Annotated in this window: 20 protein-coding genes; 10 read left to right on the top strand and 10 right to left on the bottom strand. The window is 71.9% G+C overall.

Features of this window, described 5'->3' with window-relative positions; translation table 11 throughout:
- Positions 1–119: 119 nt before the first annotated feature.
- On the bottom strand, positions 120–1,937 hold the full coding sequence (locus ACGFWI_RS16020) for a serine/threonine-protein kinase (protein WP_393906715.1): 1,818 nt from the start codon (positions 1,935–1,937) through the stop codon (positions 120–122).
- Positions 1,938–2,187: 250 nt separating this feature from the next.
- Between ACGFWI_RS16020 and ACGFWI_RS16015 the strand changes: the two genes are divergently transcribed.
- A complete protein-coding gene (locus ACGFWI_RS16015) occupies positions 2,188–3,657 on the top strand; it encodes a PspC domain-containing protein (protein ID WP_393906549.1) in 1,470 nt (489 codons plus the stop codon).
- Positions 3,654–3,881, top strand: a complete 228-nt coding sequence (locus tag ACGFWI_RS16010) for a hypothetical protein (protein WP_393906548.1) — start codon at positions 3,654–3,656, stop codon at positions 3,879–3,881. Before ACGFWI_RS16015 ends, ACGFWI_RS16010 begins: the two co-directional genes overlap by 4 nt.
- 325 nt (positions 3,882–4,206) lie before the next feature.
- Here ACGFWI_RS16010 and ACGFWI_RS16005 read toward each other — a convergent pair whose 3' ends face one another.
- The 3 genes from ACGFWI_RS16005 to ACGFWI_RS15995 form a co-directional block, all read right to left on the bottom strand.
- The gene (locus tag ACGFWI_RS16005; protein WP_393906547.1) at positions 4,207–4,752 is read right to left on the bottom strand and encodes a TQO small subunit DoxD; all 546 of its coding nucleotides are present in this window, start codon (positions 4,750–4,752) and stop codon (positions 4,207–4,209) included.
- 198 nt (positions 4,753–4,950) lie between these two features.
- Positions 4,951–6,228 (bottom strand): hypothetical protein, encoded by a 1,278-nt coding sequence (locus tag ACGFWI_RS16000; RefSeq protein WP_393906546.1) that lies wholly within the window; start codon positions 6,226–6,228, stop codon positions 4,951–4,953.
- Between the two features lie 104 nt (positions 6,229–6,332).
- Positions 6,333–6,761 carry a hypothetical protein gene (locus ACGFWI_RS15995; protein WP_393906545.1) on the bottom strand — a complete coding sequence of 143 codons (429 nt, stop codon included), beginning with the start codon at positions 6,759–6,761 and terminating at the stop codon, positions 6,333–6,335.
- Between ACGFWI_RS15995 and ACGFWI_RS15990 the strand changes: the two genes are divergently transcribed.
- On the top strand, positions 6,648–6,950 hold the full coding sequence (locus ACGFWI_RS15990; RefSeq protein WP_393906723.1) for a hypothetical protein: 303 nt from the start codon (positions 6,648–6,650) through the stop codon (positions 6,948–6,950). The genes ACGFWI_RS15995 and ACGFWI_RS15990 overlap by 114 nt on opposite strands.
- A 394-nt stretch (positions 6,951–7,344) precedes the next feature.
- Here the strand turns inward: ACGFWI_RS15990 and ACGFWI_RS15985 are convergent, their stop codons facing one another.
- The gene (locus ACGFWI_RS15985; RefSeq protein ID WP_164992969.1) at positions 7,345–7,503 is read right to left on the bottom strand and encodes a hypothetical protein; all 159 of its coding nucleotides are present in this window, start codon (positions 7,501–7,503) and stop codon (positions 7,345–7,347) included.
- Between ACGFWI_RS15985 and ACGFWI_RS15980 the strand changes: the two genes are divergently transcribed.
- Both ACGFWI_RS15980 and ACGFWI_RS15975 read left to right on the top strand, forming a co-directional pair.
- A complete protein-coding gene (locus tag ACGFWI_RS15980; RefSeq protein WP_393906544.1) occupies positions 7,502–8,260 on the top strand; it encodes a hypothetical protein in 759 nt (252 codons plus the stop codon). The genes ACGFWI_RS15985 and ACGFWI_RS15980 overlap by 2 nt on opposite strands.
- Before the next feature lie 195 nt (positions 8,261–8,455).
- Positions 8,456–9,037, top strand: a complete 582-nt coding sequence (locus ACGFWI_RS15975) for a lytic polysaccharide monooxygenase auxiliary activity family 9 protein (protein WP_393906543.1) — start codon at positions 8,456–8,458, stop codon at positions 9,035–9,037.
- Between the two features lie 164 nt (positions 9,038–9,201).
- Here ACGFWI_RS15975 and ACGFWI_RS15970 read toward each other — a convergent pair whose 3' ends face one another.
- The gene (locus ACGFWI_RS15970) at positions 9,202–9,987 is read right to left on the bottom strand and encodes a class II aldolase/adducin family protein (protein WP_393906542.1); all 786 of its coding nucleotides are present in this window, start codon (positions 9,985–9,987) and stop codon (positions 9,202–9,204) included.
- Positions 9,988–10,133: 146 nt separating this feature from the next.
- Here ACGFWI_RS15970 and ACGFWI_RS15965 point away from each other — a divergent pair, with 146 nt between their 5' ends.
- Entirely contained in the window at positions 10,134–10,625 is a 492-nt protein-coding gene (locus ACGFWI_RS15965; RefSeq protein ID WP_393906541.1) for an SRPBCC family protein, read from the top strand.
- Between the two features lie 202 nt (positions 10,626–10,827).
- On the opposite strand, the gene guaA is transcribed toward ACGFWI_RS15965, so the two are convergent.
- A complete protein-coding gene (guaA, locus tag ACGFWI_RS15960) occupies positions 10,828–12,414 on the bottom strand; it encodes a glutamine-hydrolyzing GMP synthase (RefSeq protein ID WP_393906540.1) in 1,587 nt (528 codons plus the stop codon).
- Between the two features lie 250 nt (positions 12,415–12,664).
- On the opposite strand from guaA, the gene ACGFWI_RS15955 reads away from it, so the two are divergent.
- Together ACGFWI_RS15955 and ACGFWI_RS15950 are read left to right on the top strand one after the other, a co-directional pair.
- The gene (locus tag ACGFWI_RS15955) at positions 12,665–12,961 is read left to right on the top strand and encodes a chorismate mutase (RefSeq protein WP_393906539.1); all 297 of its coding nucleotides are present in this window, start codon (positions 12,665–12,667) and stop codon (positions 12,959–12,961) included.
- A 906-nt stretch (positions 12,962–13,867) separates the two neighbouring features.
- A complete protein-coding gene (locus tag ACGFWI_RS15950; RefSeq protein ID WP_393906538.1) occupies positions 13,868–14,965 on the top strand; it encodes an LAETG motif-containing sortase-dependent surface protein in 1,098 nt (365 codons plus the stop codon).
- Positions 14,966–15,089: 124 nt separating this feature from the next.
- Here the strand turns inward: ACGFWI_RS15950 and ACGFWI_RS15945 are convergent, their stop codons facing one another.
- The 3 genes from ACGFWI_RS15945 to ACGFWI_RS15935 form a co-directional block, all read right to left on the bottom strand.
- A complete protein-coding gene (locus tag ACGFWI_RS15945) occupies positions 15,090–16,940 on the bottom strand; it encodes a GMC family oxidoreductase N-terminal domain-containing protein (protein WP_393906537.1) in 1,851 nt (616 codons plus the stop codon).
- A gap of 20 nt (positions 16,941–16,960) precedes the next feature.
- Positions 16,961–18,661 (bottom strand): succinic semialdehyde dehydrogenase, encoded by a 1,701-nt coding sequence (locus ACGFWI_RS15940; protein WP_393906536.1) that lies wholly within the window; start codon positions 18,659–18,661, stop codon positions 16,961–16,963.
- Between the two features lie 131 nt (positions 18,662–18,792).
- Positions 18,793–20,703, bottom strand: a complete 1,911-nt coding sequence (locus ACGFWI_RS15935) for a serine/threonine-protein kinase (protein WP_393906535.1) — start codon at positions 20,701–20,703, stop codon at positions 18,793–18,795.
- 108 nt (positions 20,704–20,811) lie between these two features.
- Here ACGFWI_RS15935 and ACGFWI_RS15930 point away from each other — a divergent pair, with 108 nt between their 5' ends.
- Both ACGFWI_RS15930 and ACGFWI_RS15925 read left to right on the top strand, forming a co-directional pair.
- Entirely contained in the window at positions 20,812–21,282 is a 471-nt protein-coding gene (locus tag ACGFWI_RS15930) for a hypothetical protein (RefSeq protein WP_393906534.1), read from the top strand.
- A gap of 155 nt (positions 21,283–21,437) precedes the next feature.
- Positions 21,438–22,484 (top strand): hypothetical protein, encoded by a 1,047-nt coding sequence (locus tag ACGFWI_RS15925; protein WP_393906533.1) that lies wholly within the window; start codon positions 21,438–21,440, stop codon positions 22,482–22,484.
- Positions 22,485–22,584: the final 100 nt, after the last annotated feature.

Raw genomic sequence — 22,584 nt, 5'->3', positions numbered from 1 at the left:
CTGAACCCGTCCCTGACGTTTCCGGGGTTCGGCCCGGGACCGGGCCGTCGGCGACCGGTCCGGCCGGCCCGTGGCGGCCCGTGACGGCCTGCTCCGGCCCGCCGGCTCCGCCCGCCGCCTCAGCCCTTCGGGTCGGTCCTGCGGAAGCCGTCCTTCACCACCGAGAAGACCTTCTCGAACTTCGCCCAGTTCGCTTGCGGCGCGGACACGTAGATCGCGTACTCCTTGGCGCCCTCGCGGCCGAACCCGAGATCTATCCCCCGGAACGTACGGGCCCGGCCCCCGAAGGTGAACTCCCAGATCGCGGCGGGATCGTGCTGGTAGGTCGTCTTCTGCATACGCAGCTGTGAGTAGACGGGGTACAGCTTCTTGAAGGCCACCTCGACGTCCTTGAAGTGCTGGACCTGGTCCCCCGAGGAGAAGTCCAGGACGCTGAGGGTGAGCTGCGCGCGCTCGGCATCGGAGGAGTAGACGATCTGCCGGCCGCCGTCCCTGGCTTCCCGCCTCCAGCCGTTGGGCACCGGAAAGCTGACGCCGACCCCGGACTCCGTGACCTTGCGGTAGCCGTCGGGGAGGGCCGGCGGGGGCCCGATGTCGTTGTCCGGGACGCTGGGGACTCCCGGTACGCCCTTGTCGGAGGCGTTGGGGGACGCACCCGAGTCGCCGTGGTGCATCAGGTACCAGGCCGCGCCCGCACCGCCGCCGGCGAACAGCACCCCGACGGCGCTCCAGACCACGACCCGGGCGGCACGCCGCTTACGGGGCTTGCCGCCGGACGGCGCTCCCGTACGGTCCACGGCCGTCCGCCCGCCGCCGGCCCCGTCCGGGAGGGCCACCGGGCCGGTCAAGGCCTCGCCGCCGGTACCCGTACCCGGCCCCGTGCCCGTATGCGCCCCGGTGCCGGTGCCGGTGCCGGTCCCGGTGCCTGTCCCGGTGCCTGTCCCGGTGTGGCCCGACATGGTTCCCGTCGCGCCCGTATGAGACACCGGACGGGTGGGAGCCTCCGTCTGCTCGTTCGACTCGGCCGACTCCGGGGCACCACGTCCGACCGTGCCCAGTGCCAGCGTCGGCCAGCCGAGCAGCGCCGTTTCCGCCTCGGCCTCGGCGGACCGCAGCGCCTGCTCGACGACCTCGGCCGTCGGGCGGTCGCCCGGCTCCTTGGCGAGCAGCGCCTCGATCAGCGGGCCCAGCGCCCCGGCGTTGCGCGGCGCCTCCAGCGGGTCCATGGCGATCGCATACGCCGTCTCGACCGCGGTGTCCTTCCGGAACGGGGGCCGTCCTTCGACCGCTTGATAGAGCGTCGCGCCCAGCGCCCACAGGTCGGAGGCGGGACCCGGGCTGCCGCTCCTGACCCGCTCGGGCGCCAAGTAGTCGATGGAGCCCACCAGCTCGCCCGTCTTGGTGAGCGTGGAGGTTCCGCTGGCGACCGCGATGCCGAAGTCGGTGAGCACGACCCGGCCGTCCTCACCGAGCAGCACATTGCCCGGCTTGACGTCACGGTGCAGCACACCGGCCGAGTGTGCGGCCCGCAGCGCCGCCACCATGCCGCGTCCGATACGGGCGGCCTCGCGCGGCGTGACCGAACTGTCCTGCCGCGCGGCTTCCTTGATGAGATCGCCGAGCGTCGTCGAGCGGACGTACTCCATGACGATGCACGGCATGCCCGCGTCGTCCACGACGTCGTGCACCCCCACCACATTGGGGTGGTTGATGCGCGCCGCGGCCTGCGCCTCGCGGGTGGTGCGCTCATAGCGCCTCGCCAGTTCGTCCGCATCGAGATACGGCGCCACATGCAGACGCTTCACCGCGACCTGACGCCCAAGGACTTCGTCCCGGGACCGCCAGACGGTTCCCATGCCGCCCTGGCCTATCCGCTCAACCAGGCGATACCGCCCGGCGACCAGTCGCCCCTCGTCCACCGACGCCGCCTCCGTCACCGCACGCCCCTCCGGAAACCCGTACGTATCCAGGGCGCAACGATAGTCGCCCTCGCCGGTGGAAAGCCCTCCGGCCACCGCCCGTCCGCGCCCGTGTTCCGGCCGGGCCCCCAGCGAGGGGGCATATGCGAAGGCACGAGGGGTTTCGGGACCCCCCTGGGGCATATCGGGGCGGCCATCAGGGAATCTCAGGGATCTGCCAGGGTTTCCACGGATGCCGGGACTCCGCTGCCCACGTCACCATGGGTCCATGAACGATGCAGCCCCCGTCGAGGAGTCGGCACCCTCCGACCCCGCCGGCCCCACCCCGTCGCACGCCCCGCTGCGCCGCAGCCGGCGGCACAAGGTGATCGGCGGAGTGTGCGGCGGGCTGGGCCGCCAGTGGGATCTCGACCCGGTGATCTTCCGGATCGTGCTCGCCGTGCTCTCCGTCGGCGGCGTCGGCCTCATCGTCTACGGCTTCGCCTGGCTGCTCATCCCCCTCGACGGCGAGGACGAGAACGAGGGCCGCCGGCTGCTCTCCGGCCGTGTCGAGGGCTCCGCGCTGACGGCCCTGCTCTTCGCGCTGGTCGGCTGCGGACTGTTCCTGACGACCCTCGCCAAGGGCAGCATGATGTCCTTCGCCATCATGCTGACGCTGGCGGCGGCCGGTTCCGCCTATTGGTCGCGGCGGCGCCGGGAGGTCGAGACCAGGGGCCCGGAGTCGGTGGACGCCGCCACCGCCCAGGCTGTCGCCGACGCCCCGCCCGAGACCAAGGCCCCTCCGGTGCCGACCAGCCCCTCCTGGTGGCGCAACCAGCGCTCCGGGGAGGCGGGCGGCCCCGGCTATCTGTGGGGACCCGAGAACACCCCGCTCCCGCTGGACATCGCCTACCGCTACGAGCACGGCGCAGGCACGGCGGCCGCCGACCGGCCTCACTCCTCGTCCGACGCGGGCGGCCCGCCCGGCCCGCCTCCGCACGGCGCACCTCCCGACCGCGCCCCGCGCGCAACCCGCCGCATCGGCCGCCCGATCGGCGGCTGGACGTTCCTGCTCGCGCTGCTCGCCGGCGGCACCACCGCCCACACCGTCTTCCGCCAGGACGGCTTCGCACCCTCCCTCCAGGCAGGGCTGGCGTGTGCGCTGGCCGTCTTCGGTCTGGGGCTCGTACTCAGCGCCTGGTTCGGGCGGACGGGCGGCGGCACGGTCTTCATGGTGGTGCTGACGGCGCTGCTGCTGGCGGCCGCGACGGCCCTGCCCGACAACATCACCACCGACTGGCAGAAGCACACCTGGACCCCCACCACCCTCGCCGCCGTCCGCCCGCATTACGAGATCGGTTCGGGAGAAGGGTCATTGGACCTCGGCGACCTGCCCGTCAAGGGCGGCCGTACCGTCCACACCACCGCGGAAGTAGGCCTCGGCCGCCTCCAGGTGACGCTGCCGCAAGGCGTCACCACCCGCCTCCATATCTCCCTCGGCCTCGGCGACATCCAGCTGCCCGGGGAATCGCCGCACGACATGGACCTCTCGGCAGGAGGCGACCAGCGGACCATCACGCTGCCGGCCGACGGCCTCAAGAGGGGCGAGAAGCCGCGCGGCTCGCTGGATCTGGACCTCGAACTCGGCGCGGGACAGATCGTCATCCAGCGCGCGACACCGGCCTCCGCCCCGTCGATACCCGCCCCGGCGCCGCCCGCACCGCCGACCGCCCCGACCCCCGAGGGAGCCCCCCAGTGAAGCGCCATCGCTTCGAACCGGCCCGCCTGATCGCGGGCCTCACCGCCCTGACCGTCGGCACGGGCTACGGTCTCGACGCCCTCGGCCGCTGGGAGGCTCCCGGACTCTGGCTCTTCCTCGCCCTCCCCGCCGGCCTGCTCCTCTCGGGCCTCACTGCCGCCTTCCGGACCACGGCCCGCCGCGACACACCGCACACCGAGGCGCCACCCCTGCCGCACCCCTGACCGGCCCGGCCTCACGTGACCGGCCCGGCCTCACGCCGCCGCGGAAAGACCGAGCGGCCGCACCGCATCGGCCGAGCCGTCCGAGCCGTCCGAGCCGCACCGCGCTGTCCGAGCCGTCCGAGCTGCACCGATCCGTCCGAGCCGCAGGGCGCCGTCCTCACCTCATAGGCCCTCCGGATGCCGGGCTGCACGGCAAAGCTGCACGGCAAAGCAGCCCCGCCCGCGGACCGAGTGTCCGTGGGCGAGACAACAACGCGGCGAGGCGACTACGCGGCGCGGGGCCGTGCCAGGCGTCGCGGGCCCGCGCTGATCCGCAAGAGACGGCCTAGCCGAACAGCTGCGTCCCATGCCGCTTGCGTCGGTTCGCCAGGGCGGCATCCAGGGAGTACCTCGGTGTGCCGGCCAGTACGAGCGGGACCCAGGCCATCAGATAGGCGAGGTCATTGCCGTAGTAGTACGGCGTGGTCGCCCAGCTCACGGTGAGCCACAGCGTCAGCGCGATCAGCGCCCCGCCCAGGGCCGCCAGCCGCCCCAGCAGCCCCACGAGGGTCCCGAGGCCCACCGCCAGTTCGCCGGCCGCGATGGCATAGCCGAAGCCCACCGGGCTCTTCTGTGCGAGGTCCACGAGCTGCGGCAGCGCCGCCACGTCATGGACCTGGCGCAGCATTTCACCGAGCGACCCCGCGCCACTGGTCGCCAGGAACGCCGGATCCGTCAGCTTGTCGATGCCCGCGTAGAGGAAGGTCGCCCCCAGGAACAGCCGCAACGGGAGCAGCGCATTGCGCGCCAGCTGCCCCCGCAACCCGACGCCGGAGCTCTCAACGGCCACCCCTCCCAATTCGGCACCGATCGTACGATTCGCGTGAACCATGACGTCCGCCTCTCCATTGCCTCCGGGCGCAGACGATTGTGCCCCCGCCCGCGCCTCGTGGGGAGATACGTACGCACGTGCGCGAGAGGTTCAACGGCGCGATGCACTTCGGGCGGTTGCGGCACACAAAATCGTCACGCAAGGGCGACCGGCCGCTCCGCGCCGCCCGCAGCCATCCTCACCCCGCCCGCTGCGGCCTCAGTCCAGGACGTCGATCGGGTAGCCGTTCGTCTCCACACCCGCCGCCGTGATCACCCGGACCGTCACCCGGCCCGGCTCGACATCGACCGGTACCGGGACGGTCAGCACCCCGTCCCTCGGATTGGCGAAGCCACCGGCCACTGGAACCAGGGGGACGGGTACATGAACATCGCCGATCCGCACGACGGTCCGGGCGAGCCGGTCGGGCGTCCCGGCGCCCGGCGGGACAAAGCCGGCACCGCGGATCTCGATGTCGTCGCCGGTACGGACCGGTGCGGCGAGATCACCCAGCTCACGGGCGCGGACGACGGAGAGGATCACCGGGCGCCCGCCCGCCACCGCCTTCCCCCACAGATAGGTCGCTCCGGAGAGTGCGAGGAGCACCACCAATCCCCAGGGCAGCTGCGGCACTTCCCCCGGCCGCCCGGCCAGCCGTACCAGGGCGCACACCAGCACGGCCGCGTTCACCAGGACGTACTGCACGTCCAGGAAGCTGCCCCGCCCCGCGTCGTCCGCCAGCAGGTCGGCGGCCCGTGGCCGCTCCGCGGGAACCTTCTGCAACCGCCCCGACCGCACCCGCGCGGCCACCAGCCCGTACGCCAGCACGGCCACCCCGCACCCGACGGCGAGCATCGCCAACAGGGCACCGGACCGGTCGAGTTCCAGGCCTCCGAGCAGAGCGCGCCGCTCACCCGGGGCGGCGGCCGTCGCCAGCTGCCCGGCCGTCGTCAGCACGGCGTACAGCACCGCGGCCGCCCAGCCCGACGCCACCGCGCGCGAGGTGGACAGCCGCCCGTCCTCGCCGATCAGCGGCGCCAGCGCCCCGCCGTGCGCGCGGTGCCACCAGGCCGCCGCCGTCAGCCCCAGCGCGAGCACGACGGCCGCGAGCAGCCCCGCCGTACGGGCCGCCGTCCAGCCGTCGCCGATGGCGGTCAGCGCCTGCCCGAGCAGCAGGGCGATCACCGCGCCCCAGACGACGAGCAGGGTGCGCCACCGTACGGACGTCAGCCAGGCGGCCCCTTCGGCGGCGCCCCGCTTGGCCACCTCCCGTGCGGACAGCGTCAGTTCGTCGGAGACCCACTGCCGGGCCGCGCCGGCCGAGCGTGCGAGGCCGGCCGGCACCCCGTGCCCGGCGGCGAAGTCCTCGCGCAGCGCGATGAACGCGGCGACCGCCTGCCGGTGCCCCGCACGGGCGCCGTGCGGGCACCGTCCGCATCGGCACTCGCCGCCGGTGGCGCGCTCCGCGCCGTCCCCCGGCTCGCCCGTTCCGGCCATCCTGCCCGCCGCCTCAACCGACACGTCCGTTACCGCCCCGCCACCGCTCGTCGCCAACTTGTTTTATACAAAGGCGAATTGTGCCCCAAATGGTCGGGCGGACATCAAACGTCCAGCTGGTGGCGGGTGGCGGGCGCATCGGCGCGTTGACGTACGACAAGCGGCGGCCCGGCCGTCGCACGCGCCCCGGCATATCCGTACCGGTGTGCGCAGGCTTCCGCACACCTGACCGGCGGCCGACCACGCAACCCCGGCGCTTCCCCTATTCGGGCGAACCGGGCCACGGCGACGGCTGATTGGCACGCGCGCTGCGCAAGCTCTCGCCGTGTTCCAAATAGACGGACCTCACGGATCGCACAGCCGCGTTGACCTGGACCGACCACCGGAACCGAACGGACCCGACGCACTGACTGAACCGAATGAACCACATGGACCGGGTGGACCGGGTGGACCGGGTGGACCGGGTGGACCGGGTGGACCGGGTGCACGTGATGCAGGCGATGCAGGCGATGCGCGATATGCGCCGGTTGCACCGAGCGGACCGTTTGCACCGGGCGAACAGGATGGACCGGGCGAACAGGGTGGACCACAAAAGCAACAAGACAAGGGGACACCACCCCACGACCACACCCATCAACGCCGAGCCCGCCCCCTTCACCCCCTCGGCGGCATCCGGCGCCTGGGGGCCGGACTGCTGGCCGCCGCCGCTTTCCTTCTCCTGACCGGGGCCGCCGCGCTGCTCGTCACCGCGCCGTCGGCGACCGCCCATGACCGGTTTCACCACCCGGCCACCGGCGACAACTGCGCCTATGCCGGTACCGCACCACCCGTGGACGTACCGACCGGCTTTCCCATGCCCCGCCACTGGCACTTCCCCTGCACCGCAACCAAGCCTCCGCCCCCGCCACCCCACACGCCGGCGCCGCCTCCGCGGAGCCCGAAGCCCGCGCCACCACCACCGCCCGCCCCCAGACCGCGCCCGACACCACCACCCCCGCCTCCGCCTCCGCCCCCTGCTCCCCGCACCCACCCCGCGGCCCCGCCGCCCAAGCCCAGGCCCAAGCCCAAGCCGCCGACCCCCCGCCCGGCGTCCTCTCCGCCCGTCCTGCCCCGCAGCTATGCGCCGGTGTCCCACAAACCGCGTGCCGGGCGCTCCGTGGTGACCACGACCCTGCTGATCACCGCCCCGGCCGTGCTGGCCGGCGCCGCCCTCCGTCCCCGTTCGAGCTCCTCGTCCGGTTCCGCCGGGCGCCGTTCCTCGTAGGAGGTCTCCATGTCGCAATGGCTGGTGCTGACCATCGCCATCGTCGTCGCCTGTGGCGTCGTCCTGACCATCACCGTCCTCAAGGAGCGCCGGGTCGGTGAGGACGACGACCCGACCGAAACGCCCGATGTGATCGAGTATCTGACGATGATGGTGGGGGTGGTGTACGCGATCGTGCTGGGCCTGGCCATCGCCGGTGTCTGGGAGGCCAGGAGCGCGGCCGAGGACACCGTACGGACCGAGGCGCAGGCGCTGCACGAGGTCAGCGCGCGGGCACGGACCTACCCCGCGCCGGTACGGGACCGCATCCGCTCGGACGTCGACGCGTATGTGTCCTACGTGGTGCACAAGGAGTGGCCGGTCATGGCCAAGCAGGGGGCACTGACCGGGCACGCCGCCGACCTGCTGACGAAGGTCCGGGCGGATGTCACCGACTACCACCCGCGCAACGACTTCGAAGGGCAGTCCTACCAGCCCCTCGTCGACCAGGTCGCGGTGGCCGACGGCGCCCGTACCGCCCGTGCGGACGCGGCCGATTCGACGCTGCCGGGCGTGGTGTGGTTCGGGCTGATCGCCGGTGGCGCCATTTCGATCGGCGTCATGTTCACCCTGCAGATCCGGCGCTCGGGGCGGGAGTTGCTGATGGCCGGGCTCTTCAGCGCGTTGATCGCCTTCCTGCTGTTCCTCGTCTGGGACTTCGACGCGCCCTTCAGCCGGGGCATCGCAGCAACCGCCGCACCGTTCCTCGATCTGTTCCCGCACTTGTGAGACGGGACCGCGCCCGGCGGGACAGTCGTCCGTCCCGCCGGGCCCGGCCGGCCGATCCGAAAGGAACGGCCTGGGTGCGCCGTCCGGTGGTTCGCGGGGACACGTCACGCTCCACGGACACAATGAGTAACCACATGGATACAGTGCGCACACAGGGTCGATATACCGACCTTCTCGTCGTTTAAGGAGAGAGCTGTGGCACGAGAAGCCCGACACGGAGCAGTGACCGACCCCAAGTCCAGGGCTCAACTTCACCTCGCGGACTGGCAGGCCGCCGGCCTGGAGGCCGGCAAGTTCTTCCCCGCGAAAGATGCCGGCCTCACCGACCCGTACGCGCGGGACGATGTCCCCAACTTCCAGCCGCCCCAGGACGGCCGGATCGCCAGCGCAGGGAAGGACTTCGCGTCCAAGCTCGACGAGCCCGACGCGCAGCAGGACTGGTTCAAGCACCAGGTGGCCGCCGGCCAGGCGCTGGACATCACCTGGAACTACCACGCCGCGCACAAGACCCGCCGCTGGAACTACTTCCTCACCAAGAGCGGCTGGGACCCGGGGGCGCGCCTGACGCGGGCACAGTTCGCCCCGGAGCCGATCGCCACCTACCAGAACAGCGGCCAGCCGTACTGGAGCGCCGACGACCTCCTCCCCGAGGACCCGACCATCCACCACGTCACGCTGCCCGGTGACCGCAAGGGGTACCACGTGCTGTTGTCGGTGTGGGAGGTCGCCGACACCGGCAACGCCTTCTACCAGGTCATCGACCTCAACATCGGATAGCTCAACGCGCGGTCCGAGCTCGGCCGGCGCCCGGTCGCCTTCATCGGCGGCCGGGCGCTGCCACCGACCGGGGGCCGGTCCCGGAACCCACCGGACGTGCCCTGGGCGTGTCCGGTGGGTTCCGCCTGGCCTGCGGGCGAACGACGGGACTGCGCGGACCCGCCCTAGCCGAACAGATCCGGCTCGCTGCGCACGATCTGCTGGTACAGCGGCTGGTAGTTGATCCAGGCCACCAGGTCGTTGCCCAGCTGTTCGCGCGTGCGGACGGCGTTGTGGTGGTCGATCAGGACCGGCTTGCCGGCGGCCTTGGCGGCCAGTTGGACCTGGCAGGAGCGTTCCATCGTGAGGAACCACCACGCCGCCGCGTCCACCGAGTCGCCCACCGTCAACAGGCCGTGGTTACGCAGGATCACTGCCTTGTGCGGCCCGAGGGCGGCCGCGATCCGCCGGCCTTCCTGCTCGTCCACCACCACGCCCGTGTAGTCGTCGAAGAGCGCATGGTCCTCGTAGAAGGCACAGACGTCCTGGGTGATCGGGTCCAGCAGCTCACCCAGTGAGGACAGTGCCCGGCCGTACGTGGAGTGGCTGTGGGCCGCCGCGATGACGTCGGGACGGGCCCGGTGGACCTGGGCATGAATGGCGAACGCCGCCTGGTTGACGTGGTGGCGGCCCTCGACGACCTTGCCCTCCGCGTTCACCAGCAGCAGATCGCTGACCGTGATGTGCTGAAAGGACATCCCGAAGGGGTTGACCCAGAAGCAGTGGGGGAACTCCGGGTCGCGCGCGGTGATATGGCCCGCGACGCCCTCCTCGAAGCCGTAGCGCCCGAAGAGGCGCAGTGCCGCGACCAGGCGCTCCTTGCGGTGGCGCCGCTCGTCCTCGACGGTCTGATGCGTCGGCGGCATCGCGAACTGCAGCTGATCGGTGGGTATGGGGCTCGGCTCGGGCATCGCGGCTCTCCTCCTGGCGCATACGGCACTTGATGCTCGATGCGGAAGCTACCTTCCACTACCCCAGGTAACCAGGGCCGCGACCGGCACGAATGACCGGACCTGCATGATGAGGGCACCAGAACGGGACCAGAGGGGGCACGATCATGAGGGCCATATCGGTCAGCAAGGGCATCGACGCCACACCGCAGCAGCTCTTCGCCGTCCTCCGGGACCCGGCCAGGCACGCCGAGCTGGACGGCTCGGGCATGCTGCGCGGCCGCCCGGAGGGCCCGTCGCGGCTGGGTCCGGGCGACCGGTTCAGCATGGGGATGGCGCAGGGGCGCGTCGCGTACCGGTCGGTGAACGTCGTGGTGGAGTACGAGAAGGACCGGCTGATCGCCTGGGAGACCTGGGGCGAGTTCCGCGGCCGGCGGCTCGTCGGAGGGCAGCGCTGGCGCTATGAGCTGACCCCGGTGGAAGACGCCGGCGGCGCGGACGGCACCGAGGGCCGCGGAACCACCCGGGTCACCCACACCTACGACTGGTCGCGCGCCCGGCTCCCCCGCCTCGTCATCGAACTCCCCGGCTTCCCGAAGCGGATGGGCCCGGCGATGGCCACGACGCTGGAGCGGCTGGCCTCGGCCGTACGGGACTGAGGCACGCCCCCCGGCCACGTCATCGGGCCGGCCGGCCACCGCCGCGGCCACCCCACGCCCCGGCCGCCGTTCGCAGCCCGCAGCTCGCCGTTCGCCGTTCGCCGTTCGCCGTTCGCCCCCAACGACAACGCCGCCGCTCGGACAGACCGAGCGGCGGCATCATCGGGCGGTCGGCGGGATCACTCCCGCACGGCCGGCGGGATCACTCCCACTCGATGGTGCCCGGGGGCTTGCTGGTGACGTCGAGGACGACGCGGTTGACGTCGGCGACCTCGTTGGTGATGCGGGTGGAGATCCGCGCCAGCACCTCGTACGGCATCCGCGTCCAGTCCGCGGTCATCGCGTCCTCGGAGGACACCGGGCGCAGCACGATCGGGTGGCCGTACGTACGGCCGTCGCCCTGGACGCCGACCGAGCGGACATCGGCGAGCAGGACCACCGGGCACTGCCAGATCTCACGGTCCAGACCGGCCGCCGTCAGCTCCTCGCGGGCGATGGCGTCGGCCTCGCGCAGCAGGTCCAGGCGTTCCTTGGTGACCTCGCCGACGATCCGGATGCCCAGGCCGGGGCCGGGGAACGGCTGGCGCTGGACGATCTCGTCCGGCAGGCCGAGCTCCGAACCGACCATCCGGACCTCGTCCTTGAACAGCTGCCGCAGCGGCTCGACGAGCTCGAACTCGATGTCGTCGGGGAGTCCGCCCACGTTGTGGTGCGACTTGATGTTGGCGGTGCCCGTGCCGCCGCCGGACTCGACGATGTCGGGGTAGAGCGTGCCCTGGACCAGGAAGGCCACTTCCTCGCCCTCGGCGCCGGCCTCGGCGACCAGTTCGGCCTGGGCCTGCTCGAAGACGCGGATGAACTCGCGTCCGATGATCTTCCGCTTCTGCTCGGGGTCGCTGACCCCGGCCAGCGCGGTCAGGAAGCGCTCCTCGGCGTCGACGACCTTCAGCTGGACGCCGGTGGCAGCCACGAAGTCCTTCTCGACCTGCTCGGACTCGCCCTTGCGCTGGAGCCCGTGGTCGACGTAGACGCAGGTCAGCTGGTCGCCGATGGCCTTCTGCACGATGGCGGCGGCGACCGAGGAGTCCACGCCGCCGGACAGCCCGCAGATGGCGCGCTTGGTGCCGACCTGGGCGCGGATCGCGGCGACCTGCTCCTCGACCACGCTGGTGGTGGTCCAGTTCGGCTCGATGCCCGCACCTCGGTAGAGGAAGTGCTCCAGGACCTGCTGGCCGTGCGTGGAGTGCATGACCTCGGGGTGGTACTGGACGCCGTAGAGCTTCTTCTCGTCGTTCTCGAAGGCGGCGACGGGCACCACGTCCGTGGACGCGGTGACCGAGAAGCCCTCGGGGGCGGCGGAGCAGGCGTCGCCGTGGGACATCCACACCGACTGCTCGGCGGGGGTGCCCTCGAAGAGGGTGGATCCGGGGCGGGAGACGGTCAGCTGGGTGCGGCCGTACTCCCGGGCTCCGGTGTTGTCGACGGTGCCGCCGAGGGCGGTCGCCATCAGCTGGAATCCGTAGCACATGCCGAAGACCGGGACACCGGCCTCGAACAGCGAGCGGTCCAGGCTGGGGGCGTCTTCGGCATAGACCGACGAGGGGCCGCCGGAGAGGATGATCGCCTTCGGGTTCTTGGCGAGCATCTCCGCCACCGGCGTGGTGGACGGCACGATCTCGCTGTAGACCCGGGCCTCACGGACTCGGCGGGCGATGAGCTGGGCGTACTGTGCGCCGAAGTCGACTACGAGGACGACGTCCGGGGCAGCGGCAGGGGGCGCTGATGGCACTTCGGCGGCCTTCCGGCGGTGTGGAGCAGGGTTGGACTTTCGATTCTAACGGGCTCATACTGAGCGCTATGTCCAAGCAGCTGACCTTCGTCTTTACCTATGGCACCGGCCCGTCCGGCTGCCATGGTCGTGCTGCTTGATCCACTGACAAGCAACTTCCCAGGCGCCCCGGGCCGAAATGGTCCGGGGCGCCTGCGTCTGTCGGGACCGATCATCGGCTCCGGGGCCACTCACCCCAGGAGATACGTACATGAGCCCCCAGACCACCACCCCCGCTCCCGCCACCGGCGCCCACACCCCCGAGGCGGCCGGGATCATCCAGGACGCACGGCAGCGGATCGATGATCTCGACGGCCGGATCATTGGCCTCGTCCAGGAACGGATGGCCGTCTCGGCCGTCATCCAGCGCGAGCGCCTCACCTCCGGCGGACGTCGGGTGAACCTCTCCCGCGAGATGGAGATCCTCGCCCACTACCGCGCCCAGCTCGGCAAGCCGGGCACCGCACTGGCGATGACCCTGCTGGAGCTGTCCCGCGGCCAGATCTGAGGCGGCATGGAAGACAGCGGGCACACCCGAGGCCCCCATGGCTGGTTCTGGACGGTATTCGGTCGGTTTCCGGGCTGGTCGGGGCGCGTGGCGCGGGCGCACGCGCCCCGGCGCAGCTGCCGGATCCGCGTTCGGTTGCCGACTCACCCGTACGGCGCGTGACCGGCCGCTGCAAGGCTTCGTTGTTCCCGGTGCCACGCCAGCCAGGCGCGGCCTGCAGGACTACGCGTAGACGCCGCCCCACGGGCGGAAACCCGGAGCGATGAGACGCCGGCCGCTTGCCGCGGTCCGCGTCGTGGGACCTCGCTCCGGTTGCGTGGCCGGTCAGCAGGGGACAGCAGCCCGGTCACATCCGATGGGGTGGTCGGTCCTGGGGACGCCCGGGACCGACCGCATCCGGTCGAAACGGTTGCGCCAGGTGAGGCGTATCCAGGACGATGCTTGACGAACGACGTACCGCATCCGGTACGGACCTTGCATTGCCATTGGTCCGACCACCGCGGCATGCGCACCATCACGCACCACCCAAAAGCCAGCGGCGCTACCCCCCCCCAGCGCCGCCGATCGGTGCCGGCGCTGCCCTGACGCCGGCACCGAAAGCAAAGGGCCCCGTGGCCGTCCGCAACCCCCCTCGCGGACGGTATCCGGGGCCCTTCGCTATGCGGGGGGGTGCGCCCGGCGCACGGTCGTCGCGGAACCTGTCCTGTGCGCGGTCTTTGTAAATCCTGTGAGGCTGCTGTGACGGATGTGATCGGCATCACGACAGCATTTGTTGTTGAGTAGACAACCTTTTTCGGCCATGGCCGGTCATGTACCTGCAATCGCACGGCCATACCGCGCCCCACCGCGACGGCCCGCACCCACTTGTGCCGCCCAACGGCACTTTGGACCCGAGAGGTCTTCTCGATGAAGCTTCGCCGTGCCCTGACGGCTGCCGCCGCAACGGCCGTCATAGCCCCCGCCGCCCTCATGGCGGCCCCTGCCGCGTTCGCGACCGGTCCCGAGAGCACCGAGTCCGGCGCGAGCGCCGGACCGACCCCGGGCACCCCCGGCCCGGAGCAGTCCCACGACACCGCCACACAGCCGGAGACCCCGGGCGCCGGTGACGAGGCCACGTCGGACGGCGGCACGACAGGCGACGACGCGACGGGCGACGGCACCGAGCCCGGCGAGGAGACCGGGAACGGTGACGGCACCACGGTGTCCGACCCGGCCGCCCCAAGCGGTGACACCAAGCCCGGCGACGCTCCCAAGCCCACCACCTCGGCAAAGCCCACCAAGCCGGCCGAGCCCGGGGACGAGCCCGACTGCAAGGTCGACGACGCCGCCATCAAGGTGACCGTCGCCCACCTGCCCTCCAAGCTCGTCGCGGGCGGCGGCTGGAAGGGCTTCAGCGTGCACCTGGCCAACACCACGGACCACGCGCTGGACGAGGTCTACCCGGTCATCTACGCGGTGCCGACCGGGAACATCGACCACCCCAAGTCGCAGCTCGACCTGGAGTACCAGAACCCCGACACCGGCAAGTGGACCTCGTTCGACGAGTGGACCGACGGCCAGTACTTCGGCTGGTTCCAGCTCGACGCGCACCAGACCGCGGAGCTCAAGCTGCGGATCCGCGCCGACAAGGGCGCCAAGGCCGGTGACGGCTTCGCGCTGGTGGCGGGCGACTACCAGAACAAGGACGGCTCCTGCGGCTGGTCCGAGGAGCAGTGGTACGACTTCACGATCCTGCCGGCCAGCAGCAAGCCGGGCGAGATCCCGCCGGCCAAGCCCGGCAAGCCCGGCAACAAGCCCGGTACGCAGGGCGGCGGGAAGCCGGTCAACACCACCAAGCCGAAGGACGGCATGGACAAGCTGCCGGTGACCGGCAACCTCGCCGAGACCGGTGCGTCCTCCGCGCTGCCGACCATCGGCCTCGTGGGCGGTGTCGCCATGGTCGTCGGCGCGGGCGCGCTCTTCGTCGTCCGTCGCCGTAAGACGGACGGTGGCGCCGCCGCGTAACGGCCGGCGCAGGGCAGAGCAGAAGGGCCGCACTCGGGGACGGTGCGGCCCTTCGTCGTAGCCGTCGCCAGTGCCGCGCCCCGGCCATGACCCGTCGGGCCGGGCGGGACGTTGCGGAAACGCCCTAGGTCAGGGACTTCTTCGGCGGCACCGGCGGGACGGCCAGGAACGGCAGGTTCAGCGCGCCGAACGCCTTCGGGGGGACGGTGGGGCGGACCGGCTCGACGGGCGCCAGCCGCCGGTAGGCCCGGCCCTGGGCGGGGCGCGGGTCCGGCTCGCCCTTGTTGGGCCACAGCGACATCGCGCGCTCGGCCTGCGCGGTGATGGTCAGGGACGGGTTGACGCCGAGGTTGGCGGAGACCGCGGCGCCGTCGACGACCGAGATGCCCGGGTAGCCGAAGAGGCGGTGGTACGGGTCGATGACGCCGTGATCGGCGTCCTCGCCGATGGGGCAGCCGCCCAGGAAGTGCGCGGTCAGTGGGGTCCCCATCAGCTCGCCGACATTGCTGCCCGCGAAGCCGTTGATCTCCTGTGCGAGCAGGGTGGCGGCCTCGGTCGCCTCGGGGATCTGCTCGGGGTTCGGCGCGCCATGGCCCTGGCGGGCGGTGAGCAGGCCCTTCCCGATGCCGCTCGGCTTGCGGTAGGTCGTCAGGGAGTTGTCCAGCGACTGCATCACCAGGCCGATGATGGTCCGCTCGGACCAGCGGCGGTTGGAGAGCGACCGGAGCAGCAGCAGCGGGTGCCGTAGGCAGTTCGCGGCCCACCGGCCGGCGCGCGAGCCGCGTCCGGCGAGGGGTACCTGGAGGATGGACATGGCGCCCATCGCATTGGAGCCCTTGCCGTAACGGACTGGCTCGATGTGGGTGTTGGCGTTGGGGTGGATCGACGAGGTGATCGCGACCCCGCGGGTGAAGTCGGCCTTGGTGCCGTGCCGCTTGCGGTAGCGGCGGTTGTCGGTCTGTGCGCCCACCAGGGCCTCGGAGTTCGTCCGGGTCAGCTCGCCGAGCCGGGCGGAGAGGCCGGGGAGCAGCCCGCTGTCCTTCATCTTGTGCAGCAGGGTCTGGGTGCCGTACGTACCGGCCGCGATGACGACCCGGCGGGCGGTGAAGGTGCGGCCCCCGCCCGTGCGTTTGTTGTCGGTGGGCAGGGTGGCGACGGCGAAACCGCCGCGGGAGTCGTCGGTGACGGTGACGACCGAGGTCATGGGGTGGATGACGGCCCCAGCCTGCTCCGCGAGGTGCAGATAGTTCTCGTTGAGGGTGTTCTTGGCGCCGTGCCGGCACCCGGTCATGCACTCCCCGCACTCCGTACACGCCTTACGGGCCGGGCCCTTGCCCCCGAAGTACGGGTCGGGGACCTCGGTGCCCGGTGCGGTCTTCGACGTCCCGGTCTCCTCCCCGCTGACGGCGTCCCGTCCGTCCCCGAAGAAGACGCCCACCGGCGCGAGATGGAAGGAGTCGCCGACGCCCATCTTCTCCGCGGTCTCCTTGAGGTGGACGTCGGAGGGCGTCATCGTCGGGTTGAGGCGCACCCCGAGCATCCGCCGGGCCTGGTCGTAGTACGGCGCCAACTCCGCGTGCCAGTCGGTGATATGGGCCCACTGCTGATCGTCGAAGAACTGCTTAGGCGGGACGTAGAGGGTGTTGGCGTAGTTGAGCGACCCACCGCCGACGCCGGCGCCGGCGAGCACCATGACGTTGCCGAGCAGATGCACCCGCTGGATGCCGTAGCAGCCGAGCGCCGGGGCCCACAGATAGCTGCGGATGTCCCAGGAGTTCTTCGGCAGCGTCTGCCGGGTGAAGCGGCGGCCGGCTTCGAGGACGCCGACGCGATAGCCCTTCTCGGTCAGCCGGAGCGCGGAGACCGAGCCGCCGAAGCCGGAGCCGACGACGAGCACGTCGTAGTCGTAGCCACCGTCCTGGGCGTCCCGGTCGCCGTACCGGTCCTGATTTCGGGCAGAGTTCTCCTGGGGCACTGGCTCTCCCTGCTGATTTGTTAGCGGAGTCGGAACGCCTTCATCGCGCGCAGGCTGCGGGTCATGAACTGTGCGTACTTCTCATCGGTCATCCCGAAGGACGGCGCGAGCGGCATCAGACGCTGCTGGGCGACGGTCTGCGCCTCGGTGTACTTGAGGATGCCCTCGGAGCCGTGCCGGCGGCCCAGGCCCGAGTCCCCCATGCCGCCCATCGGCGCCTGCACGCTGCCGTAGCCGGCCGCGTAGGACTCGTTGACGTTGACGGTGCCGGTACGCAGCCGGGCGGCGACCGCACGGCCGCGGCGGCCGTCCTTCGTCCAGACGCTGGAATTCAGCCCGTACGGGGTGGCGTTGGCAAGGGCCACCGCCTCGTCCTCGTCGCTGAAGCGGTAGATCGAGACGACCGGGCCGAAGGTCTCCTCGCCACAGACCGCCATCGGGGCCTGGACGCCGTCGAGGATGGTCGGCTCGTAGAAGAGCGGGCCGATGTCGGGGCGGGGGCGGCCGCCGGCGACCAGCTCGGCGCCCTTGGCGACGGCCTCCTCGACATGGCGGGTGACCGTCTCCAGCTGGCGCTCGCCGACCAGCGAGCCCATGTCGGCCCCGTAGGCGAGGGCGTTGCCCAGCCGCATCGCCTTCGTACGGGCGGCGAAGCGCTGGAGGAAGTCGTCGGCGATGGACTCGTGGACGTACAGCCGCTCGATGGAGATGCACAGCTGGCCGGCCGAGGAGAAACAGCCGCGGACGGCGCCGGCGGCGGCCTTCTCCACATCGGCGTCCTGGAGCACCAACATGGCGTTCTTGCCGCCGAGTTCGAGCGAGACGCCGACCAGCCGGGCGGCGGCGCCCTGGGCGACCTCGCGACCCGTACGGGTCGAGCCGGTGAAGGAGACGTAGTCGGCGTGCTCGACAACGGCGGGGCCGACGACCGGGCCCTCGCCGAGCACGACCTGCCAGACGTCCTCCGGCAGCCCGGCCTCGATGAGCTGCTCACGGGCCCACAGCGCGGTCAGCGCGGTCTCCGTGTCGGGCTTCATGACGACGGCATTGCCCGCGACGAAGGCCGGCAGGGCATCGCCCACGGACAGCTCGAAGGGGTAGTTCCAGGGGGCTATCTGCCCGACGACGCCGCGGGGCTGGCGGAGTTCGGTGACCTTGGTGAGGGTCGGTACGACACCGGTGCGCGCCTTGGGCTTGAGGTAGGCCTGGGCCTTGCGGCCGTAGTGGCGGGCGGTGACGGTGACCGCCTGCACCTCCTCATGGGCGTGCAGCCGCGCCTTGCCGGTCTCCAGCTGGATCAGGTCGAGCACCTCGGCCTGGCGGCTGAGCACCAGGTCGTGGAAGCGGAGCAGGACCGCGGCGCGCTGCTTGACCGGGACCTTGGCCCAGCGCTCCTGGGCGGCGCGGGCCCGCTCGAAGGCGGTGGCGACGTCCTCGGGGGTGGACTCGGGCAGGTCGGCCAGCTTCTCCCCGGTGAACGGGGTGTGGTTGGCCGTGCGTCCGCTGCCGACGACACCACGGGTGAGCCGCGCGGCGACCTCGGGGGTGACCACGTCCGCGGCGGTACGGGCGCCCGCCGGGGCGGGGGCGACCGGGTTGCCTTCGGTGGGCGCGGCGGGGGCCTCGGCGGGGGCGGTGGCTGCGGAAACCGCGGCCGGGGCCTCTTCGGGGGCCTCGGCGGGGGCGGAGGCTGCTGTTCCGGTGTCCTGCGAGTCCGTCATGTCGGCGAGCGTATTCCTCCCAGGACGCTTTGTGTACCCGGGAGTAATGAGTTTTCACGCCCTACGCACAATCGTGCCAGTGTTCGCTGGCCGCAAGGGGGCTGGTCTGGTGCGACCAGGGGGCCGTGGGGTCAGGACCCGGTCAGCCGGAACGCGTCGAGCGCGGTGTCGAAGTGCCGTGCGGCCTCGGTGCGCGAGCCGACCGGGGAGGAGATCCACACGTCGATCATCCTGCCGCCCTCGTCCCAGCTGAGGTCGTAGGTGTACCGGGCGCCGCCGTCCTGCGCAGCGCCGTCCCAGACGAACTCCCAGCGCCCGGCCCGGAGCCCGTTGTGGGTGGTCTCGACGACCTGCCCCTGGCGGTAGCCGGGGTAGTGGGCGGGCCCCTCCGCGTCCGCCGTACGCATCGCCCCCAGCGGCCCGTCCGGCACCCGCTTCTGCAGCTGGACGCCGATCCGGAACCGTCTGCCCTGGGAGGAGTAGTAGACGCGGTCGTTCTCGTACGAGCGGGTGAAGCCGTCCGGTACGGCGAGCGCGAAGCCGGCCGGGTCGTGGACGAGGCGGTATCCGGCGGGGACCTTGCCGGTGGTCCCTGGTGAACCGGTGGTCCCTGGCGAAGGCGAGGAGGTGCCCGTGAGGCTGGGCTTCGCACTGTCGGGGCGAGGGCTGCGTGCCGATCCCGCTCCCGAGGCCTGCGGGGACCGGCGGCCGGTGCCGTCGTCGGTCCCGTTCCGGTCCATCAGCAGGACCGCGATGCCCGCGCCCACGCCGCCGATCACCACCACCGCGAGCGTCACCAGCAGGACGGTGCGGAGGCGGCCGGTGTGCGGGCGGGCGGCCGCGGCCAGCGCCCGGTCGTCGAGCGCCGCACGGATCGGCAGGCCCGGGGCCCGGCCGCCCGCGCGCCCGCCCGGCCCCCCGGCGCCGCTTCCGGCGGGGGCGCGGCCCGGAGCGGACGGGACCGCGGGCGGCGTACCGGCGGCCACGGGGTCCTCGCTGGGCGGGTGTTCGCTGGGCAGGCCGTCGCCGGGGCCGTCGTGCGGGGAGGCGTGGACGTCGGCTTCGGAGTGGTGCGGGGCGTGCGGCCCCCCGGGGCCGGGTCCGGCCGGTCCGCTCGCGCCCGCCACGGCCTCGGCGGCGATGCCCGCGGCCCCGCCGCCCCCGTGGCCGCGGCCGGGCCCGTGGACGCCCGGCCCGCGCTCCGGGGCGCGGCCCGACTGCAGATAGCCACGCAGCAGCCGTTCCGTCTCGGCGACACCCAGCCGGCGCTCCGGATCGCGCTCCAGCAGCCCCTCGACGACGGCGTGCAACGCCCGTGCCGCCTCCGGGAGTTCGATCTCCTCGTACACGACGGCATGCAGCACACCGCCCAACGAGTCGCGACGGAAGGGCGAGTCACCGCTGAGCGCGGCGCACAGCAGCACCCCGAGCGACCAGAGATCGGCCTCGGGGCCGGTGCCGCGGCCGGACATCCGCTCCGGCGCGGTGTATTCGGGCGAGCCGACGAAGCCGCCGGCATCGGTCAGCGTCGTGACGCCGGGCACCTGGGCGATACCGAAGTCGGTGAGCACGACCCGGCCGGTGCCCGACTCCATCAGGACGTTGGCGGGCTTGAGGTCGCGGTGCAGCACCCCGCGGGTGTGCGCGGCCCGCAGCGCGCCCAGCAGTGCGATACCGATCCGGGCGGCCTCGCGCGGCGCGACCGGTCCGCCGCTCTGCAGCCGGTCGGCCAGCGACGGGCCCTCCACCAGCTCCATCACGATCCACGGCCGGCCGTCCTGCTCGACGACGTCATGCACGACGATCACATTCGGGTGCTTGATCCCGGCGACCGTCCGCGCCTCCCGCATCGCCCGCTCGCGCTGCACCCGCGACTCGGACTCCGCCGTGCCGTCATCAAAATGCAACTCTTTCACTGCCACTTGGCGGCCCAGCAGCTCATCGGTGGCCCGCCAGACCGTGCCCATTCCGCCGCGGCCGAGCCGTATTCCCAGGCGGTACCGGCCACCGATCAGTCGGCCCTCGCCCCCGAAGATCCCCATGCACCCATCTTGCCGCACCGGCCCTCCACCGGAAGAGCGCCCCCTCGGGGACCGGCCAACGTCGCGGATGCCTGACGCCGGGCCGGGCCGCCGTGATCCACTGCCCGCATGGAGGCAGTTGTTGCAAGCGTCGTGGCCGTCATCGGCACCCTGCTGGGTTCCGGCATCACCCATTTCTTCCAGAGCCGGGCGACCGAGCGCAGCGAGCAGTTCGCCCGCGCGGAGCGGCTGCGGCAGGAACGTATCGATGCGTACTGCGCCTACGCGGGGGCGCTGCTGGACTACCGGCGGGTCCTCGTCCACCGCTGGTTCGTGCTCCACGAGGAGGACCGCTGCGACGAGGACTCCCCCGAGCTGCGCGAGGAGGTGTACAAGACCCGCTATGCCGCTCAAGAGGCCATGTTCCGGGCCCAGATGGTGACCGACGACCCGGGGATACTCGACCGCAGCGAGCAGGTGATGGCAGCCACGACCGAGCTGCACTGGGCCCCCGACCAGGAGAGCCTCACCGAACTGCGGGCCACCACCCGCCAGGGCATACGGGACTTCGTCGCGGCCACCGCCCGGCATCTGCGCTGATCGTCCGGGACCGGGAACCCGACCCGGGACCCGCACGGACCACACGACACACGGGGTGGAACCTCCACCTGCTCTCCCACCGTCCTTGACACAGTGAGGCTGTCGTACGGGAACGACCGGTACGGCAGCTACGAGAGGCGGATCGGGGGTCGGTCATGGTGATGCAGGACGGTGGAACGGTGGATGTCCGTCCGGGCCCCGACCCGGGCCGGGCCCCCGCGGAGCACCGCGGCGCCTATCTGACGACGGCCCTGTCCCTGCTCCTCTACTCCGGCGTACTGATCGCCTGGACGATCTACGGCATCGCCCAAGGGGACGGCAACGTCTGGGACTTCCTGGAGGGCCTGTTCAACCCGGGCGACTCCCCCACGGCCCAGATTCTCGGCCCCTACGAATGGGCCTTCGCCCTTGCGTTCCTGGTGATCGCAGGGCTGGCACTGGCCCGGCGACGGGTGGCGCGCTCCGCGGCGCTGCTGTCCGGATTCATCCTGCTCGCCGTCTCCCTACGGGAGGGCGTGGGCCTCTTCGACCCCGCCTACCGCTACCAGTACAGCAACGACTCACTGGGCGGCTGGGTGCTCGCCACCCGCGGTCTGGGGCTGGTGGTGGCGCTGGTCGTACTGTTCGCGCTGTTCCCGGCCACCGAGCGCCGGCGCGGCGGGCACCCGACCGCCCCGGGGGTGGACGACCCGGAAGCCTGGTGGCGCCGCTCGTCCCGGATCTGCGGGGTGCTGTTCCTGCTGATGTGTCTGGCCCGTATCGGCTGGACCGTCCGCGCTCTGACGGCCCCCGAGGTGGACACGGGGCAGTATCTGCGCGGGGTGGTCGACGGTTCGGTACTCCGCACCCTCGATCTGGCGGCGCCCCACGAGTTCACCACCATCGGCTCGGTATTCGTGCTCCTGCTCCTCGGAGTACTGGCCTTCCAAGGACGGCGGGAAGTGCGCGGCGCGCTCCTGCTGTTCGCCGTGCTGGAGCTGTACATGACCGTGCGGACGGTCGTATGGCTGACCGTGACGGACTTCTTCAACCGCTCCTTCGAGACCCCCGAGGGCGCCCTGTCGCTGGCCACGACGGCCTACGCCCTGGCGGCCATGACCTCCGTGGTCGTCCTGACCACCGGCCGCGGCTTCGGCCCGTACGACGGGGTGCGGACGGAGGGGGTCCGGGCGGCGGCGGTGGGGCGGGGCGGGGGGTTGTAGGGGGCGGGGCCGCCGTGCGCGGGCGTAGCGTGGTCGGCACGTCCTTCCCGCGGGGGTGGCCATGGAGTGGTACGAGGAACCCGGCATCGGTGAGCGCATC

The organism is Streptomyces sp. NPDC048434 (assembly GCF_043200375.1).
In the GTDB taxonomy this organism is placed as follows: Bacteria; Actinomycetota; Actinomycetes; order Streptomycetales; family Streptomycetaceae; genus Streptomyces.
This window is presented reverse-complemented; position numbering and strand designations above follow the sequence as displayed.

What these genes read in the sequence shown, in the direction of transcription:
- ACGFWI_RS16015 (WP_393906549.1), top strand. Translation starts at nt 2,188, where the DNA reads ATGAACGATGCAGCCCCCGTCGAGGAGTCGGCACCCTCCGACCCCGCC.
- ACGFWI_RS15940 (WP_393906536.1), bottom strand. Translation starts at nt 18,661, where the DNA reads ATGACGGACTCGCAGGACACCGGAACAGCAGCCTCCGCCCCCGCCGAG.
- ACGFWI_RS15965 (WP_393906541.1), top strand. Translation starts at nt 10,134, where the DNA reads ATGAGGGCCATATCGGTCAGCAAGGGCATCGACGCCACACCGCAGCAG.
- ACGFWI_RS15990 (WP_393906723.1), top strand. Translation starts at nt 6,648, where the DNA reads ATGAACCACATGGACCGGGTGGACCGGGTGGACCGGGTGGACCGGGTG.
- ACGFWI_RS15955 (WP_393906539.1), top strand. Translation starts at nt 12,665, where the DNA reads ATGAGCCCCCAGACCACCACCCCCGCTCCCGCCACCGGCGCCCACACC.
- ACGFWI_RS15930 (WP_393906534.1), top strand. Translation starts at nt 20,812, where the DNA reads ATGGAGGCAGTTGTTGCAAGCGTCGTGGCCGTCATCGGCACCCTGCTG.
- ACGFWI_RS15935 (WP_393906535.1), bottom strand. Translation starts at nt 20,703, where the DNA reads ATGGGGATCTTCGGGGGCGAGGGCCGACTGATCGGTGGCCGGTACCGC.
- ACGFWI_RS16005 (WP_393906547.1), bottom strand. Translation starts at nt 4,752, where the DNA reads ATGGTTCACGCGAATCGTACGATCGGTGCCGAATTGGGAGGGGTGGCC.
- ACGFWI_RS15925 (WP_393906533.1), top strand. Translation starts at nt 21,438, where the DNA reads ATGGTGATGCAGGACGGTGGAACGGTGGATGTCCGTCCGGGCCCCGAC.
- ACGFWI_RS15970 (WP_393906542.1), bottom strand. Translation starts at nt 9,987, where the DNA reads ATGCCCGAGCCGAGCCCCATACCCACCGATCAGCTGCAGTTCGCGATG.
- ACGFWI_RS15985 (WP_164992969.1), bottom strand. Translation starts at nt 7,503, where the DNA reads ATGGAGACCTCCTACGAGGAACGGCGCCCGGCGGAACCGGACGAGGAG.
- ACGFWI_RS16000 (WP_393906546.1), bottom strand. Translation starts at nt 6,228, where the DNA reads ATGGCCGGAACGGGCGAGCCGGGGGACGGCGCGGAGCGCGCCACCGGC.
- ACGFWI_RS15950 (WP_393906538.1), top strand. Translation starts at nt 13,868, where the DNA reads ATGAAGCTTCGCCGTGCCCTGACGGCTGCCGCCGCAACGGCCGTCATA.
- ACGFWI_RS15980 (WP_393906544.1), top strand. Translation starts at nt 7,502, where the DNA reads ATGTCGCAATGGCTGGTGCTGACCATCGCCATCGTCGTCGCCTGTGGC.